Here is a 17,069-nt window from a genome sequence, read left to right as displayed (position 1 = left end):
GCGTCCGCATGCTAGAGGGCGTGACCGGTGGTGCTGTCCACATGAGCGGGGATCTCCCCCTCGTGGCGGTCCCCGGTCGATTTCGTGCCGCTCGGTTCGAACATCAGGATCGAGCCGCCCGGCGACGACGGCTTGTGCTCGATGCCCTTCGGCACCACGAACGTGTCCCCCTTGTGGAGCTCGACGGTCGTCTCCGTACCGTCGGCGTCGCGCATCGCGATGTCGAAACGGCCGTCGAGAACGAGGAAGAACTCGTCGGTGTCCTCATGAACGTGCCAGACGTGGTCCCCGGCGGCGTGTGCCACACGGACGTCGTAGTCGTTCATCCTGGCCACGATGCGCGGGCTGTAGATGTCGTCGAAGGAGGCGAGCGCTTCAGCGAGATTGACGGGCTTGGTGTCCATGCACCGAGTCTGCCGCGCGTCCGCGCTATGCCGCGAGGCCGCCCAGCAGCAGCCCGATCAGCGCCCCCGAGATCATGAACGGCCCGAACGGGATGGCCGTCTTGCGGCCCGCCCCGCGCAGCACGACGAGCCCGAGCCCGTACACCGCCCCCAGCGCGAATCCGGCGAAGGCGCCCACGAACAGCACCGGCCAGCCGTACCAGCCCAGCGCCACCCCGAGCGAGAGCGCGAGCTTCACATCACCGAACCCCAGGCCGTTCGGGTTGATCAGGAAGAGCACGAGGTACGCGGCACCGAGGGCCGGCCCGCCGAGCAGCGCCGTCCGCCACGATCCGGCGGCCTCGGGAAGCAGCGCCGCGACGGCGAGCAGGACCGCGGCCGCGACGGCGAGCGGCAGGGTCAGTCGGTCCGGGAGCCGGTGGACGTTGCGGTCGACGATCGCGAGCAGCACGGCGACGGGGGCGAGCAGTACCCATACGGCGAGCTCCGGCCGGGGCCCGACGGCCGCGGCGAGCGCGGCGCAGGCGAGCGCGGTGACCGCGGCCACGACGAGCGAGGGCCGGTACGGCACGGGCGCACGGCCGGCATCGCCCGGTGTCCCGGGCGCGGCGTCCTCGGGGGCGTCCGGCGACGCGGGGCCCGTGGTGGCCGCCACGGGCGCCGGTGCCGGAGCGGCGACCGCACAGCTCGGACACCGCGCGGCCCCGAGCCAGCCGCCCGCCCGCCCGGTGAACGGATGCCCGGCCGGGCACACGTCCCGCCACCCCTGCTCCGGCTCGACGGACAGCCGGTACGCGGGGCGCGGCACGAGCACCCCGGCGGCGGCCCCCCACAGGGCGGCGACGGCGATCAGCGTGACGTACCCGTACTCCACGCTCCGACCCTAGGGCCGGCGGGTCTCCGGGTCATGGGCCCACGGGCCCACTCCGCGCCATCAGGGGCCCACGGGGGGTCAACTCCCGCTACGGTCCTGTCCCATGGGCGGATGGCAGGACGGACAGGGCACGCTGACGGTCCCCGGCCGGGACGAGCCGGTGGATCTCCTGATCGCCGCGTCGTACCGGACACGGGCCCGCGGGCTGCTGGGCCGTGACGGGCTCGACGGCGCGATCATGCTGACCCCGTGCACCAGCGTGCACACCTTCAGGATGCGCTTCACCATCGATGTGGCCTACCTCGACAGGGAGTTGCGGGTTCTGCACGTCCATACGCTGCCGCCGGGCAGGCTCGGTCTGCCGCGGCTGCGGAGCCGCCACGTGCTGGAGGCGGAGGTGGGGGCGATGGCGCGGTGGGGTGTGCGTCCGGGCGTACAGCTGTCGATCGGGTCGATCCGGTCGATCGACGGGGCCTGATCGGGTCGATCGAAGGGGCGTCTGTCGACGGGACGTAGCCACCGGTTGCGTCGGCTACGCGGTCACGGCATCTTCGCCGCCTGCTCGGTGACCAGGGCGGCCGGGACCTCGGGCGTCCTGGCGTCGACGAAGTTGGCGGCGTAGAAGGTCGCGACGCTCGCCCCTCGGCGTACGACGTGGAAGACGAGCGGCACCTTCGCCGCGCCCACCGCTCCCGTGACCTGGTAGGCGAAGGCGTCGTCACCGGCCCGCGGCGCCGGGAGCCGCTTCACCGCCGAGTAGGTGGAAGGGCCCTCGCCACCATGGGTGCTGAAGCCGCCGGCGCACGCCTCCACGGCGGTACGCAGCGCTCTGAGCACGCCCGCCGCGGAGCCGTTCGCGTGGGAGGTGAGGATCTCGGTGACGACCGTCTGGGTCTCCTTGCCCTCCTCGGACGCGTCGACGAGCGTGCGGAAGACGGTGGCCGTGGCCGCCGGTTCGGGCGCTCCGTTGATCATGGCGGCGAGCGGCCGGCACTCCTGCTCGTCGGCCTGCTCGGTGCCGGTCTCCTCGCCGCCCTGCATGGGCGAGACGACGAAGTCAGGCACGTCCCCGGTCACGAGCGCGACCTTGGCCAACTCGGCCTTGGTGAGCGTCCTGCCGCTGCTGGGAGCGGAATCGGCCGGAGTGGGCTCGGCCGGAGTGGGCTCGGTCGGGGCGGACGGTGCCGCTGTCCCCGGAGAGGGCGCGGCGGACGCCTTCCTCGCGTCGTCCTTCCCGTCCCTCCCAGCCTTCCCGCCCTTGTCGTCCCCCTCGCACCCGGTCGCGAGCACCGTCGTCAGGGCTGCCGCGACCGCGGCGATCGCGATGCGCCGTGCCGTACCCGCGGTGCGCGTGGTCATGCCGTCCCCCACCTCGATCGTGTCGTCCACGGCACGCTAACAACGCCGTCCGGCACGACGCATGGGCCCACGGACCCATTCCGCACCGGTCAGGGCGGCCCCGACCCGAGCAGCGTGAACGCCCCGTACACCCCTGACGCGACGGCGAGCAGACCCACGACCGGGACCAGCGTCCGCCGCCGCAGCCGTGCCAGCGCCACGGCGGGGGGCAGCAGCAGCGGGAAGGCCGGCATGATCAGCCGCGGTCGGGAGCCGAAGTACGCGGCGCCGATCAGGGAGATGACGACGATCCCGATGCCGTACACCAGCACGGGCAGCGGCTGACGCTGCTTCACACACAGCCACACCACCCAGAACAGCAGCCCGAGCGCGGCGATCAGCCCGATCCCGGCGAGCGGGTTCGGCCCGGTGAGGTGCCCACCGACGAAGCGGGCGAGGGCGACCCCGCCGTCGATGTTGTTGCCCCAGGCGGCCTGGACCTCGAAGTACGCGGTCGGGCTGCCCTGCCGTACCGCCACGAAGATCACGTAGCCCAGCCAGCCCAGCGGCGCGAGCACCACCCCCACGGCCGTCCGCCACGTCAGACCGCCGCGGAAGACGCGGACGAGCGCCGTGATCCCGAGGGCCGCGACGAGCGCCGCCGCCGAGGGCCTGGTGAGCCCGGCCGCCGCGCACAGCGCTCCTGCGACGATCCAGCGGTCGGTGAGCACGGCGTACAACGACCAGGCGGCGAGCGCCGTGAACAGCGTCTCCGTGTACGCCATCGACTGCACGAACGCGGTCGGGTACACGCCCCACAGCACCGCCAGCAGCACCCCTGCCCGCTGTCCCGCCACCCGCGTCCCGACCGCGTAGATGCCCCACGCGGCGGCGAACGCCGCGACCCAGCCGATCACCAGCCCCGCCGTGGCGGGGCTGACGGGCAGGACCTCCGAGACACCTCGCTCCAGCGCGGGCAGCAGCGGGAAGAAGGCGAGATCGGAGTGGACGCTGCCGTCGGGGAGCGTCGTCTCGTACCCGTAGCCGTTCTCCGCGATCCGGACGTACCAGACGGAGTCCCAGCGCCCGCTGAGGCGGTGCAGCCCGTCCTTCCCCTGGACGACGGCGACGAGCGCGAGGATCGCCATCCCCAGCAGCCGTACCGCCGCGTACCCGAGGAGAGCGGGGGCCGCGGGGTGGAGTCCGCGCAGGTGGGCGGTGTGGGGCTGGGACATGCGGTCGATTATGGCGGTACCGCCGACGATCACCCGAAGCGGGAATCCCCGCTCAGGCCGCTCAGTCCCACGGCAGCCGGTCAGGCCGGCGCCGCCACCACCAGCCGCGCTCCCGCACCGCCGACCCCGATCTGGTCAACCGCCCCAGCAGCTCCCCGTCGTCGTCCCGCGAATGGCTGCGGAACAGCTCGTCGAGCCCGTCGGCCGCGCGGGCCAGCGGCTCGCGGACCGCCGCCGGAGCGGTCTCCAGCCGCTCGGCCAGGGCGTCACGGGCGCACAGGTCCTCCACGTACGACTGCTGTGGATAGCGGCCGGTCGGCGCCCAGTCCGCGGCGACCCGGCGCACCAGCCGCTCCCACAGCAGCAGCTCCTCCCGGGCCCGGTTGGCCGCGCCCCGGGCCGGCGCGGTCCCGTCCGGATCCGTGGCGGCCACGAAGGTCTCGGTGGCGGGAAGGTCGATGTGCTCCGCCCGGAAGACCTCGGGCAGCGGCTCCACCCGGGCCCCGGGCAGCTGCGGGACCGGCGTGTCGACGGCGTCGACGGTGTGGACCGGTACGTCGCCGTCGTCGGACACGTACACCCGGGCGCGGGCGAGCGTCCCCCCGGGCGTGGCGGCACAGTACGCGGACGGCGCCTGGAGGTCCGGCGCCGGATACAGCACGGTCGTGCCGGTGGCGGCCGCGAGCCGCAGGGCCGCCGTCGCCTCGTCCGGCGGCTGCGGCACGTCCTCGGACACCCACACGTCCCAGGAGAGAGCCAGATCGCCGGCCGTCGCCTCGTAACCGCACAGCACGGGCGCCTCCCAGTCACGGCCGTCCTGCTCGCCGTCCCGGTCGGCGACGTCGACCGCCGGCACCGGCACGCCGAGCACCTTCGCCAGCGCCGCCGCCATGGCGTCCGGCGCCGGCCGGTGCACCGTAAGGAAGTTGTAGATCACTGGTAGGTCCCGTCGTACACCTGCTTGGCCTTCTCGACGGCCGCGGGGTTGTTCTTGAACTTGGGGTCGAACTGGAAGGCCTTGACCTTGGACGGATCGCCGCCGGCCCTGGCGATCTCCTTGAGCGCCGCGTACTCGGTGCGGTTCATGTCCACGAGTCCCTTGCCGGAGATCGGGTACGTCCGTCCATTCTCCTCGACACCGTACTTGCGGCCGTTGATCTCGTAGGCGCTGCCGTTGTCGACGAGCTTGCCCTTGCCCTCGGCGATGCCCTTGATATCGGCCTCGACCTCGGCCTCGCGCCCCTTCAGGATGACCGTGTTCTTCTCCTTGACCTGCCCGTGCTTGGCCCCGGCGACGGTGTGGCGGTCGTGCGGCGGCTTGAGCTTCTTGCCGGCCGCGGGTCCCTTGACGCTCGGATCGGTCTCGAACTCCTTGCACCCGTTGGTGTTGTGGACGAGCGCGTGGGCGCTGCCGATCCCCACGTAGTACGAGTGGAGGCCGTCGACCGCCAGGTCGTACGTCGTCTGCCGCTGCGCGTAGCGGGTGACGGACGTGACCTGGAGCGAGCCGCCGTCCGGCAGCCGCAGCGTGTCACCGGTCCCGATGTCACCGGCCTCCGCCCAGCGCCGTTCACCGGTGAGCCAGAAGGGGTGCGTGTCGGTGGCGGTGACCGGTCCCGCGGTCGTGCCCAGCCGGGTGAAGTCCTTGTCGTCGTGCGTGACGAACGTACGGACCACCTGGCGCACCGTGGTCAGCCCGCTCGCCGGGTCGGTGGCGACGACCTGGTCCCCGAGGCGCACCGACTCGATCGGGATGCTCCAGCCGCCGGCGAGCAGCACCCGCGTCCCCGGCGGGAAGCTGTGGGCGACCGGGCAGTTCGTCGGCGTGTCGTCCGGCTTCTTCTCGTCCGGATCCTTGTCGCCGGGTTTCTCGTCGGGTTTCTTCTGTTTCTCCGGGTCGTACTTCTTCCTGGCGTCGTCGAGCGCCTTCTCCGCGTCCTTGACCCGTTTGCGGTTCTTCAGCAGCCCGGTCAGTCCGTCGTACAGGTCACCGCCGTGCTTCTTGAGCTTCTGGATGAGCTCGTACGCCTTCTTCCACTTCCACGGCGCCCCGTACTTCGCGGCGAGTTTGCCGACCGCGCCGCCGACCAGGCTCAGCAGGATGTTGACGAGCGTCTCGGTGCAGGCGCCCATGTCGCCCTTGGTGATGCAGTCCAGCGCGTCGGTGATGCCGAGTTCCTCGGCGAGGATCTTGGCCAGCTCCTTGGCGGCCTCCTTCGCCTTGTCGGAGTCGCTCTGCTCGGCGGCCTGGGCGTCCTGGAGCTCCTTGAGGGCCTTCTCGTAGTCGAGCTGCTCCTGGGACTTGGGGGTGTCGCCGTCGTCGGAGGCGTTCTGCTCCCCGCCCGTGCCGTCCGAGCCGCCCGCGTCCTGGCCGCCGGCGCCGTCCTGCGCCTGGGTCCCGTCACCGCCTCCGCAGTCGCCGCCTCCCGTGATGCGGCAGACCTGCGTGCTGAGCCCCTCGGCGAGCGTCGGGCCGATGCCCGTACCCACCAGGGCACCGACGATCGCCGCGACCACGACGACCAGACCGACGTACTCGAGCGCCGACTGTCCGGACTGCGACGCGCGCAGTCCCAGCAGCCGTGCGTCGGTGCCCGGTACGACCCTCCGCGCCCAACGGCGAACTCGGCGCGCAACCCCCGATGCTGACATGCTTGCGACGCTAAGGCGGGTGCGGGCCGGGCGTCGTGGGCCCATGGACCCAAAGCCGGGCTCAAAGCGCCGTGCGGGACCGGCCGTTCACGGCATGCGAGGTGGGCCGTTCAAGGCGTGCCGGGCGGGCCGTTCACGAAGTGCGGGGCGGGCCGTTCACGGCGTGCGTGAGGACGTCACCACGTGGGGCGGTCGAACGGCACGGGAAGTGCTTCCAGGGCTCCGGCCGAGCCAAGTGCCCGATGGGCCGCGATGATCGTCTCGACGGAGGGGTCCTCCGACCCTCCCCGGGTGAGATCGATGACCAGTCCGTCATGTGCGGTACGCGTGTACGTACCCGGCAGCCCCTCGGGGGCGAGGGCCGCGCGCTTCGCGGACAGGTAGACGGAGCGGCCGCAGCGGGGCGCGGAGTTCGGTAGGCCGAACGCGTCCTTCACGGCGGTGAACTGGGTACGGCCGGCGGCCTGGCCCGCGTCGATGTCCCACGCCTCGGCGACGATCCGCAGGATGTCGGCGGTGCGGCGGATCACCGCCACGGACTCGTCGAGTTCTCGTGAACGGAACGACACGGCGACGGAGTTCGTCACGTACTCCGACGTTCCGCCCGCGTGGATCGCGACGGTCACCCGGGGCATCCCGGGGTTGTTCGTCAGAACGGACGTCGTGAACCCGATCCGCCCGGCGTCGGGCTCCTGGTTCGTCCGCTCGATGTAGTCGGTCAGCGCGGCGGCCGAGGCCGGCAGCTCCGGGGCGGACGCGACGTCACCGGTCGCCTCGCGCCATCCGCTGAACGCCGCGCGGTCCAGCGCCTCCAGGGCGTTCAGGCTGTCGGCCCAGCGCCCGGCGACCTGCGCGGCACTCTCCTGCCGTCGCCCCCAGAATCCGTTGACAACGACGTTCAGCACGACGTGCTCCCTCCGCCCTCTGGCTCCGGCGCCTGGTCACGGTCGTGTCCCTGGCCGTGGGTCATGCTCCCGGTCCTGGCCTCAGCCGACAACGTCACTCGCGGTCTTCTCCACCGTAACCTCGATACCCCTGGTCTCGAACATCTCCTGGGCCGCTTCGGCCACGTCGGGATCGGAGAAGTGCCACACGACGGGCTTGCCCCGGGCCGCGTCGACCTGTCGCTGCGCCTGCTTGGCCCAGCGGTCGGCGATGTCGGGCTTCAGCGCCCCGGCGTCGGCGTCGTAGTACTTCGGGCTCCGGTAGCCGTACTTCGCTTCGAGGTACTTGCCCGACGCGGCGTCCCAGCCGTCGAAGTTCACCGGCTTGCCGTCGAGCTTGTCGAGCGGGACCTGGTACTCTTTGCCCCGGTTCACGCCCGAGATCTGCTCCTGGTAGCGCGCGCCCATCTCGGACTCGTAGCTGAAGAGCGCGGGCTTGATGCGCTCCCACTTGCCGGCGCCGCCGTCCTTCGTGCCCGCGCGCGGGTTGGTCAGGTCTTCGTACCAGGCAGGCTTCGGCTGCTGCTGCGCCCGCTCCAGACCGGCCTTCCGCTTCGCCGCCTCGGCGGCCTTCCTCGCCTCCTCGGCCTGCTTCGCCGCGTCCTCCGCGGCCTGCTTCTTCTCGGGATCGACCTCGTCGCAATTGTCGGCGAACAACTGGACCGGTACGACGGCACGCGGCCCCGCGACGACACCGGTACCGCTGCCGGACACGGCCGGCCCGCCGCCGTACGGGACACGGACCCGGCCGCCCATCCCGATGGTGCAGCCCGTGAGACCCGCGTCCTTCGCGGCGTCGTCGGCGTGCTGCTGGGCTTCCTTGGCAGCCCGCTCGGCGCCTTCGACATCGCCCGCCTTGGCCGCCTTACGGGCCTTCGCGGCCGCCTCGGAGGCCTTCTGCGCGAGCTCGCCGACCTTGCCCAGCTTCCCGAGCTTTCCGAGTTTGCCGAGCTTTCCGACGAGCTTCGCCTCGCCGTAGCCGGGGATGAAGAGCGAGCCGATGTTCCAGGCGACGGTGCCGATGGCCTGGCCCTCGTCGCCCCGGTTCCACATGTCGCGGACGTCGTCGCCGACGAAGACGTCGTCGAGGACGGTCACACCGGTGTTGACGGATGCCGAACCCCAGTCCCAGATCGCGCCCAGGTAGTCGCCCTTGGACCACTTGTCCCCGGCGCCCTCGGAGTCCTTGAGCCACTGGTCGCCGAGGGTCGATCCGTAGTCCTTGATGCCTTCCCACGCCTTGATGGGGTGGAAGATCGTCTCGAAGGTTCCGGTGATGTCGCCCCACAGGCCGTCGACGACGACGCCTTCGAAGAAGCCGCCGACCTGACTGGCCCCGCAGGACAGGAAGGCGCCGATGCCGGAGGTGCAGCTCTCGCCGTCGTCGCCGCTCCCGTCCTCGCCGTCGCCGTCATCGACGTCGTCGTCCTCGTCGAGGCCGTCGTCCGGGACGCCCGGCCGGCCGGTCTCATCGGTCTCGTCGTCCTCGTCGTAGACGGCTTCGTCGGCGGCGGTGGTGTCCTCGGTGCCCGTGCCCGTGCTCGTGCCGGTGCTGGGGTCGTCGGCGCCGCCGGTGGTGTCGGTGCCCGCGTCGGTGCCCGCGGCAGTACCCGTGTCGGGGGCGTTGTCCGTACCGCCGTCCGTACCGTCACCGGCCTCGACGTCCGTCGATCCGTCGCCGTCCCCGTCACCTGCGGGGCAGGAACTGCCGGTGATCTCGCAGACGGCGGAGCTGAGCCCGCCCGCGATCTGGCTTCCGACCCCGGTCGCGACGAGCCCGACCACGATGGCCGCCACGAGAACGATGAGGCCGACGTACTCCGTGGCCGTCTGCCCGCCGTCCCTGCGCCACTTGATCAGGCGCGCCGCGCGGAACGGCCGGCGCGCGACCCGCTCGGACGCGGGCAGCAGGAACCAGGCGCGCGTCGCGGGACGGCACAGCAGCACGATGACGGCGATCGGGACGACCATCTGGGTGACGCCGCGGCCGTTGCCGTCGGTCAGCGAGTGCAACGCGCCGAGCAGCAACCAGGCTTGAACGGCCAGCAGCGCACGGCGTACCCACACTCCGCCGGTCCACACCCGCAGCGCCAGCACGAACCCGGCGATGCCCGGGGCCGCGGCGTACAGCAGCAGCCCGAACAGCTCGCCGTCCGCACCGCCCACGGCCGAGGCGACGATGAGCAGTCCCAGCGCCCCGAGGACGGTGAGGCCGAACAGCAGATGCAGCAGTACGAGGACCGCCTGAAGCGGTCGCGGCATGGGCTGCCTGCCAGGTCCCGGCACGGGTGGCAGCGTCCCCGCACCTGTGCCACCGGCCGCGTTCTGCGGCTCAACTCCCGCGAATCCCCCACCCGTTGCAGCCATACTTCGGAGGCTAGGCGCCCTGGGGCAGGAGGTCATGGGCCCCTGGGCCCAATGTCCACAGGGGGCGGGCGGGCCCCTGGACTGGGCCCTGGAGGTGATGCCGTTCAGGGGTTATCCACCGGCCTCCGCCCCGAGTCCCAGCCGCACGAATCCTGCAGCCTGGTTGAGCAGGAAGGGCGACCCGGGAGCGCTCGGATCCCAGCCTTGCGCTCGCGCCTCCTTGATGGCGGCGGCGACATGAGCAGGCGGAACAGGCTCAGCCTCTACGCCCACCCAGTTGCCGGGGTGCGGCAGTCCCGTGGTGACGACCAAGGCTCTGCCCGGACGATCGGAGTCCGTGATCCCCACTGCGTAGACCAACGGCGTCCAGCACAGCCCCTGCGTGCAGGAGGGCTTCCGGCGAATCCGCCAGCGGTACGCGATCCCGTCGACGACGATGCGACGCGAGCCCTTCTTGTTCAGCGTCACCCGGCCTCCTCCCGTCGGGAACTGTGATTGCCTGCAGTTGGATCGCCCTCGAACGCTCCAGGACGTAAGCCCCGTAAGGCTAGGGCTGTTCACAACGGTTGCGCGATGGGATGACCCCGTATCCGCCCTCGGCGCTCCCGATCTGCACGTGGTGATGTGCCGTGCGATGTGCACCATTCCCTGTACGCCTCGCTGAGCTGCGCTGAGCCGGTCCCGGCCGGCCAGCGTGTCCGACATGCACGAAAGGTTTGCGATCATGCGACGGTACGTTCTGACCGGCACTCCGGGTGCCGGCAAGACATCGATCCTGCGGTGCCTGGATGATCTCGGCTACGGGGTCGTCGAGGAGGCGGCGACAGCGGTCATCGCACACGCTCAGGCCCGGGGCGAGGACGAGCCATGGACGCGGACGTCCTTCATCGACGACATCGTGGTTCTGCAGCGGCAGCGACAGTTGGAGGCGTCTGCGGCAGCCCCTGTCCACGTCTTCGACAGATCGCCGGTCTGCACCCACGCGCTCGCCACCTACTTGGGGTGGCCGGTGTCCCGGTCGCTGATCATGGAGCTCGAACGGATCACCTCCGAGGGGATCTACGAGCGGCAGGTGTTCTTCGTTCGCAATCTGGGCTTCTGTGAGCCCACCGCGGCCCGACGGATCAGTTTCGAGGAGTCGCTGGTGTTCGAGAGGATCCATGAGCAGAGCTACCGTGCGTTCGGCTATGAGCTCATCGACATTCCTGCTGACGACCTGGCCCGCCGTGTCGCCGCGGTCAGCTCAGTGATCGCAGGCCCCGCCTAGTGAGCGGGTCGCGCTTGGCCATGGGTTCGAAATCGGCTTTCGCGCCGGGACGACGAGGTCTAGGGTCCGGGTGCAGCAAGGAGCCCACGAGGAGCTGAGACATGATCGTCGGTCGTCCGAGCGCGCGTTGACGTCGTAGGCCGTATCGGCCTGTCATCGCGTGCTGCCTTGATGTTGCGGCACAGCGAGCCTTCCCCGCCTGCACCGTAGGTGCGCCCTTGTGCGCCGGTTGGCGGGCCCTCGTCGTCGGCAACCCAAGGGGTCTTCGTGCCGTCCGCTGCCTCTGCCGTATCCGATTCCGGCCGGCCTGTTCCGTCAAGCCTGTGGCGGGACGGTGACTTCCGCAGCCTCTGGGTGGGCCAGACGGCTTCCCAACTCGGCGAACACGCGTCTCTGGTGGTCCTGCCGCTCTTCGCCGTCCTGACGCTCCACGCCGGTGCCGGCGAGTTGGGTGTCCTCCGTGCGGTCGGACAGGCGCCGATCCTGCTGCTCTCGCTCTTCGTCGGTGCGTGGGTGGACAGGTGGCGGGCCCGCACGGTGATGGTGGTGACGGACATCGGCCGGACCCTGGCCCTGGGCGCCGCCGCGGTGGCCGGTCTCCTCGGTTGGCTCGGCCTGCCCGCGCTGCTCGTGGTCGCCTTCGCCGTCGGAGCCCTGTCCGTGTTCTTCGACGTGGCTTACCAGGCGTCTCTCGTAAGGCTGGTGCAACGCGATCAACTGGTGCGAGGCAACAGCGCGCTCGAGGGCAGCCGGTCCGCCGCGCAGATCGTCGGTCCCGCCCTCGGCGGTGCGTTGGTGTCCCTGCTGTCGGCGGCTGCCGCTGCCGCCTCCAGCGCGCTGTTCTTCGCGCTGTCGTTCCTGTCGATCCGGCGGATCCGCCGGCGCGAATCGATGCCGGAGCACTCGGAACGTCCCTCCCGGGTGTGGCGGCGGATCCATGACGGCGTCCGTTTCGTCGTCATGGAGACCTCTCTGCGGACCGTGTGCCTCGCCTCGGCTGCGTTCCAGTCCTCCTTCGCGGCCATGATGACCGTCTACCTGCTCTTCCTGCCGCGTGAACTGCATCTGTCGGGCACCGCCGTCGGGCTTGCGCTCGCCGCGACGGGCCCGGGCGCGCTCCTGGGCTCGATGCTGGCGGCCCGCCTGCCGGGCCGGTTCGGCCATGGCGCGGTACTCGTGTCCGCGGCGGCACTGGCCGACGGCGTGTTCCTGTGCGTGCCCGCGCTGCACGGCTCCCCCGCGACGACCCTTCCCGTGCTGCTGGCGGTCAACTTCGTGTTCGGGGCGGGCGGGCAGCTGGTGAACGTCACGGTCATGGCCGTCCGGCAGGCCGTCACTCCGGACGGGATGCAAGGCCGCGCGGCCGCGACGATCACGTTCGTCGGTATGGGACTGACCCCACTCGGCTCACTGCTCGGCGGATTCCTCGCACAGGAGTGGGGGCTGCGCACCAGCCTCCTGGTGACAGCCGCGGGCATGATGCTCTCCCCACTGCTGATGACGCTGTCCCCGCTCGCACGCCTGGGCCGGATACTTCCGGCCGCACTGGGATCTGGGGACGGCAATCAAGACACCGGAGCGGAACGCTGAGCACCATGCCTCACCGGTCGACGGGCAGGTCCCCGAGCCGGACCGGCATGGACCGGTTCAAGGTCGCGGGCCATGCAAGTCCGCGACCGATCTCGAGCGTCGCCATCGACGACTCCTCGTCGAACGGACGGGAATCCTCCGCGCGCCGACTGACATGCGCACGGGAGGATGAGCGACGTGCTGCCCTACGTCTACCGCGTCACCAAGTACGACCCCGCCGACCGCGACGAGCACGGCCACTACACCGGCTCCGAGGACACAGTCAGCGATCACGGACGGGTGGAGGCTGCCTGTCTTCAGGCGGTCGAGGCCTTCGCGGCGGACACCAGCGTCGACCACCTGGTCGTACGCGAGCCGCACGTCACGTCCCTCGCACACTTCGGCGTCGAGCAGGCACTGGACGGATTCGGACTGGACGGACTCTTCCCGGCCGGCCTGACAGGCTTCCACGACGGAGCAGAGGTACCCCTCGGCATCGGTCTGGAACTGGTGCGGGTCATGCTGCGCGAAAGTGGCGCCTGGTGCCGGTTGGAGGTGGAGGACACCTTCACAGTGCACGTGGGATGGGACCAGTACCTCTACATCGGCAGCAACTCGCCCTGCGAGGAGGCGCTGGCCCGGACTCGCGCGATCGGGCTGTTCCCGGAACGCCTGGACGCATCTCCCTACGACATGGAGACCGAAGGGGAAGACGTCCAACGGCCCGGTGACGACGACTTCTGGGCTGGAGTCCACTGGGCCGTCGCCTCGTGCCGCGCCGGAGTCCTGGAGGAGCTGTACGCCGAGGGCGCCTCTCGGTGGCACCGCCTCACCTGCGACACCATTCATACGGTGCGCGCCGGGATCGCTCCCCGCGCCCGGCTGGCCGTCTGGCCGGACCTGTCCTCCGACATCGACGCGGTCCTCGGTACCCTCCCCGCCGAGGGCCTCGTCGAGTGTGTCTGGCAGGACGGGGACGGTCGGCTCCATAGCGTTGTCGCCGACGAGGAGGAGCTCCCGGAGCTGGCCGCGAGAATCTCCGGTGCCGGCGCCGCAGCGCTCCTGTCCGTGTACGCCGATGAGCGTGTGCCTCTGTTCACCGCTGTCATGCCCGACAGCGACGGAGTGGTGCGGGCTCGCTGGCGGACCGAGTCGACGCCGAGTGACCGGATCTGGGCCTTCCTCAAGACCCTTCACCGAGGTGAGGTCGTCACCGGCACCGTGACCCGCATCGCCGGTTCCGGCGTCACCTTCGTGGACGTCGGCGGCTTTGAGACGATGATCAATATCCCCGAGCTGTCGTGGCGCCCCATCAACCACCCGTCCGACGTCGTCTGTGTCGGTCAGGAGATCAGCGCCGAGATCGTCGATGTCGACCCGGTCCGCGAACACCTGTCGCTGTCCCTCAGGGCCCTGCGCGACCTTTGATCGACTCACCGCAGGGTCTGCTCAGTTGTCGAACCAGACCACGAGTCGGACGTTGTCGTCACCGTGCTGCGAGGCGAGTGCCTCCATGACAGTCCAGACCGGCTTCCACTCGCCGTCATCCGGAACAGCCTCCCGGCGGTGGAGTTTCACGGATCTGTAGAGAGTGTCGTCGATCAGCCATTCGCTTCCTTCGGGCCACTCCTGAGCATGGTCCGGCCCTAGTTCGGAAAGGCCGACGGCCTGCGCGAACCGAGGGCTCCAGGAGGACTTCCCCGTCAACCTGAGTCCGTCCGAGGTCTGCCGGTACTCATGGAGTCGGCTGTCGGTCTTCTCCGCAGGCTCGTCCCAGTCGACTGCCTTCAGCTCGGCCCAGGTGATCCACGTGGTGCCGTACGCCTGATCCGGCCACTGGGCGAGCTTGTCGAGTTCGCCACGCACAGTCTCGGACGCATCGGCCGGCAACCCACGATCTGCGGCAAGCGGTCGGAAGTTGGCGTAGTTGCGGACACCGAAGAGGCAGCCGAACGCGTCATAGTTCCGGGTGATGTTCAGGAGGAAGAGGTCGATCGCGGCTCGCCAAACCGACTCCCGGCCGTCCTGGTGGAGGTGCCAAGCTCGGCATTCGACAAAGCCGCTGGCGTCCGTCCCCATGGCAGAGATTCTGCACCCGGCGTCAATCGGTTTGGACAGCGGTTCCGATCACCGGTGTGACGGCTCTGGCCTTCGAGTGTCACGGCGGCGGCATGGATGCCGCCGCCGTCCGCCATCTCTGCTGAGACCATGCGGCGCGATCTGAGACTCCGCGTGGAGCGGCGTCAGCTCTGGGAGCCGCCGCCCTTCTCGCCGCGCGGGAAGGAGACCTCCACCCGGCGGTTCTTCTTGCGGCCTTCCTCGCTGCCGTTGTCGGCGATCGGGTACTGCTCGCCGTAGCCGCGGATCTCGTAGCTGATCCCGGCGCCGGAGAGCTGCTTCGACAGCACGCCGTGCACGGCGTCGGCCCGCTGCTTGGAGAGGACGTCACCGTGTGCGGAGGACCCGAGGTTGTCGGTGAAGCCGAAGACGCGGACCTTCTTGGCGCCCTGCTTCGTGATCTCCGCCGCGATCTCGGCGATCCGCGCGTTGGCGGCGCCGGACAGCTTGGCGCTGTCCTTGCCGAAGAGCACCTCCGCCTGGAGCGCGAACTTCAGGTTCGAGCTGGTCTCCTCGCGGCGCTCCTCACCACCCTCGGACTCGACGACGGAAACGATGTCGAGCACCCGGGCGGGGGCGAGCGTCGCGCCGTCGCGGAGCTTGAGACCGGGCGCGTTCCCGTCGACCTCAGGTGGTGGGGAGGTCGACTCCGTGCCCGGTGGCGTGCCGGGGCTCGGGGTTTCGTCGGCCCATGCGCCCCCGACGACGGTGAACTGCAGGCTCACGACGAGCGCGGCGGCGGTGAAGACCGACGCCGCGGCCCGGCGGGAGCGGGGTGTCGTGGCGGCCCTCATCAGGAGATCTCAATCATGGCGGTGGGCATCAGGGGAATCTGGATGGCGACCTGTGACGTCGTGTCGGGAGGAGCCGGGAACTGAGCGAAGAAGGGGACCCCAGCGTCGCCTGCCTCGATGCTCGTGACGCCTGTCGTGGTCAGCGGATAACCTTCAGTGTCGCGCAGCACGTAGTAACGCTTCTTCTCCGCCTTGTCGACGAGAGTGATCCCTGCGAAGGAGCGCCCAGCACGCTTGACATTGCTCTCCTGGCCGTTCCACGCGACAGGTGGATAAGCCACCTTGCCCGACGTGTTCTTGACGGTGCCCGTCACAGTGAGGAAACCGCCGTCGTCCCGGACTGCGCTGTGGATGACGAACTGGAATCCGTTACTGCCGTTGATCGTTGCCAGAGTCTGGCTGGTGTCCGGCACGGTGTTACCGCCGCCCTCTTCTTCTTTGGGCTTGCTGTTTCCCGAAGCGGCGGGGGCGGAGCTGCTCCCCTGATCCTTGGCCGCCCCCTCGCCGTCACCGCCACATGCGGTGAGCGACAGAGTCAGCGTTGTCGCGAGGAGAGCGGCGGTGGCCACCCTGCGAGTCGTCACTCCGTACCGGACATGCATGATTGGTGAATTCCTTCGCATTCGTTCTCGGTCAGTTCTCGGCCAGCCGGATGTCGAAGAGGTCCGGCCCGTCCGGCGGCGGGCCTTCGCCCACCAGCCAGGGGGCGACCCCCTTGCAGGTCAACGTCCCCAAGGGCTTGGGTACCGGCGTGTAGACGCACCGTGATTCGAGCTCGGCCGTCGCCTGTGCCGTACCCTTGCCTTTCTCGCCCTCGGTCCCCGGCAGGACCGTGTCACCCACCGGTTTCTGCGACTTGGTGTGGACGGTGAAGCCCCAACGCCCGTTGAAGGCCGGAGAGCAGCCGCCGCCCTTCGTCATATCCACCACGGCATTGTTCTTCTGAGCCATGGGGAAAGCCGCGTGACACCCCCACCAGGATCCGATCTGGCCCAGGTTGAAGACTGCTGCCAGGATCGCAGGGTTGGGCACAGCAAGAAGTTCCAGCCTGAACTTGTCCCGAGATTCCTTCGCCGCCGCGAGTGCGGCGGCGTCGGCCGCTGTCTGCGTACCGTTGCGTGTGGCACCGGCCTGGCCGACCGCGAAGAACGCGAGCGCGAGAAAGAGCAGGCCCGCTACCACCGTGACATAGGCGGGAGAGGCCTGCCCTTTCTCGCGAGCGAACGAGGTGATCACTAGCCGTCGCCACGCAGAATCTCGCCGACCCGGGTGGTCAGGGCGTCTGCGATGGTGGTGTCGATGTCCGTCCCGACGACCGCCACGATGATCAGCGCAACCAGGACGATCACACCCACGTACTCGACGGCACCCTGGCCCTTGTCGCTGCGGCGCTGGATCGCCTCGACGGTCGTCTTCGCCCAGGAACCGATGTAGACGCGGGCGTTGGACGCGGCCTTCAGCGTGATGTTCGACATGGTGTTCCCCTCCAGGTCCGGCCGGCCGCGTG

At 70.2% G+C, this 17,069-nt stretch carries 18 protein-coding genes; 4 read left to right on the top strand and 14 right to left on the bottom strand.

What is annotated here, in order from left to right; translation table 11 throughout:
* Window positions 1-11: 11 nt before the first annotated feature.
* Complete coding sequence (locus OG766_RS22805; RefSeq protein WP_266382380.1) at window positions 12-404, bottom strand: cupin domain-containing protein; 393 nt, start codon at window positions 402-404, stop codon at window positions 12-14.
* 25 nt (window positions 405-429) lie between these two features.
* The gene (locus OG766_RS22800) at window positions 430-1,278 is read right to left on the bottom strand and encodes an A24 family peptidase (RefSeq protein WP_328726089.1); all 849 of its coding nucleotides are present in this window, start codon (window positions 1,276-1,278) and stop codon (window positions 430-432) included.
* Between the two features lie 103 nt (window positions 1,279-1,381).
* On the opposite strand from OG766_RS22800, the gene OG766_RS22795 reads away from it, so the two are divergent.
* Window positions 1,382-1,756 (top strand): DUF192 domain-containing protein, encoded by a 375-nt coding sequence (locus tag OG766_RS22795; RefSeq protein WP_328726088.1) that lies wholly within the window; start codon window positions 1,382-1,384, stop codon window positions 1,754-1,756.
* Between the two features lie 62 nt (window positions 1,757-1,818).
* Here the strand turns inward: OG766_RS22795 and OG766_RS22790 are convergent, their stop codons facing one another.
* The 7 genes from OG766_RS22790 to OG766_RS22760 form a co-directional block, all read right to left on the bottom strand.
* Complete coding sequence (locus OG766_RS22790; protein ID WP_328726087.1) at window positions 1,819-2,637, bottom strand: hypothetical protein; 819 nt, start codon at window positions 2,635-2,637, stop codon at window positions 1,819-1,821.
* A gap of 89 nt (window positions 2,638-2,726) precedes the next feature.
* Window positions 2,727-3,851 (bottom strand): hypothetical protein, encoded by a 1,125-nt coding sequence (locus OG766_RS22785; protein WP_266382370.1) that lies wholly within the window; start codon window positions 3,849-3,851, stop codon window positions 2,727-2,729.
* Window positions 3,852-3,912: 61 nt separating this feature from the next.
* Window positions 3,913-4,788 carry a hypothetical protein gene (locus OG766_RS22780; RefSeq protein WP_266382368.1) on the bottom strand — a complete coding sequence of 292 codons (876 nt, stop codon included), beginning with the start codon at window positions 4,786-4,788 and terminating at the stop codon, window positions 3,913-3,915.
* Window positions 4,785-6,503, bottom strand: coding sequence for a Hint domain-containing protein (locus OG766_RS22775; protein ID WP_266382366.1), 1,719 nt, complete (start codon window positions 6,501-6,503; stop codon window positions 4,785-4,787). The genes OG766_RS22780 and OG766_RS22775 overlap by 4 nt, the downstream gene beginning before the upstream one ends.
* A gap of 176 nt (window positions 6,504-6,679) precedes the next feature.
* Window positions 6,680-7,408 carry an Imm52 family immunity protein gene (locus OG766_RS22770; protein WP_328726086.1) on the bottom strand — a complete coding sequence of 243 codons (729 nt, stop codon included), beginning with the start codon at window positions 7,406-7,408 and terminating at the stop codon, window positions 6,680-6,682.
* Between the two features lie 81 nt (window positions 7,409-7,489).
* Window positions 7,490-9,709, bottom strand: coding sequence for a Tox-REase-5 domain-containing protein (locus OG766_RS22765; RefSeq protein ID WP_328726085.1), 2,220 nt, complete (start codon window positions 9,707-9,709; stop codon window positions 7,490-7,492).
* A gap of 216 nt (window positions 9,710-9,925) precedes the next feature.
* Window positions 9,926-10,282: a hypothetical protein gene (locus OG766_RS22760; protein ID WP_328726084.1), complete on the bottom strand. Its 357-nt coding sequence runs from the start codon at window positions 10,280-10,282 to the stop codon at window positions 9,926-9,928.
* Between the two features lie 256 nt (window positions 10,283-10,538).
* Here OG766_RS22760 and OG766_RS22755 point away from each other — a divergent pair, with 256 nt between their 5' ends.
* The 3 genes from OG766_RS22755 to OG766_RS22745 all read left to right on the top strand — a co-directional run bounded on the left by OG766_RS22755 (window position 10,539) and on the right by OG766_RS22745 (window position 14,078).
* Window positions 10,539-11,081 (top strand): ATP/GTP-binding protein, encoded by a 543-nt coding sequence (locus OG766_RS22755; protein WP_328726083.1) that lies wholly within the window; start codon window positions 10,539-10,541, stop codon window positions 11,079-11,081.
* Between the two features lie 267 nt (window positions 11,082-11,348).
* Window positions 11,349-12,671, top strand: coding sequence for an MFS transporter (locus OG766_RS22750; protein ID WP_328726082.1), 1,323 nt, complete (start codon window positions 11,349-11,351; stop codon window positions 12,669-12,671).
* Window positions 12,672-12,839: 168 nt separating this feature from the next.
* Window positions 12,840-14,078 (top strand): S1 RNA-binding domain-containing protein, encoded by a 1,239-nt coding sequence (locus OG766_RS22745; RefSeq protein WP_266382350.1) that lies wholly within the window; start codon window positions 12,840-12,842, stop codon window positions 14,076-14,078.
* A 21-nt stretch (window positions 14,079-14,099) separates the two neighbouring features.
* On the opposite strand, the gene OG766_RS22740 is transcribed toward OG766_RS22745, so the two are convergent.
* The 5 genes from OG766_RS22740 to OG766_RS22720 form a co-directional block, all read right to left on the bottom strand.
* Complete coding sequence (locus tag OG766_RS22740) at window positions 14,100-14,729, bottom strand: hypothetical protein (RefSeq protein ID WP_328726081.1); 630 nt, start codon at window positions 14,727-14,729, stop codon at window positions 14,100-14,102.
* 164 nt (window positions 14,730-14,893) lie between these two features.
* On the bottom strand, window positions 14,894-15,562 hold the full coding sequence (locus OG766_RS22735) for an OmpA family protein (RefSeq protein WP_328726080.1): 669 nt from the start codon (window positions 15,560-15,562) through the stop codon (window positions 14,894-14,896).
* Window positions 15,562-16,131, bottom strand: a complete 570-nt coding sequence (locus OG766_RS22730; protein WP_328726079.1) for a hypothetical protein — start codon at window positions 16,129-16,131, stop codon at window positions 15,562-15,564. The genes OG766_RS22735 and OG766_RS22730 overlap by 1 nt, the downstream gene beginning before the upstream one ends.
* Before the next feature lie 64 nt (window positions 16,132-16,195).
* Window positions 16,196-16,798, bottom strand: a complete 603-nt coding sequence (locus OG766_RS22725; RefSeq protein ID WP_328726078.1) for a pilus assembly protein TadG-related protein — start codon at window positions 16,796-16,798, stop codon at window positions 16,196-16,198.
* Window positions 16,798-17,037, bottom strand: coding sequence for a hypothetical protein (locus OG766_RS22720; RefSeq protein WP_328726077.1), 240 nt, complete (start codon window positions 17,035-17,037; stop codon window positions 16,798-16,800). The genes OG766_RS22725 and OG766_RS22720 overlap by 1 nt, the downstream gene beginning before the upstream one ends.
* Window positions 17,038-17,069: the final 32 nt, after the last annotated feature.

The organism is Streptomyces sp. NBC_00259 (genome assembly GCF_036181745.1).
Classification (GTDB): Bacteria; Actinomycetota; Actinomycetes; order Streptomycetales; family Streptomycetaceae; genus Streptomyces; species Streptomyces pratisoli.
This window is presented reverse-complemented; position numbering and strand designations above follow the sequence as displayed.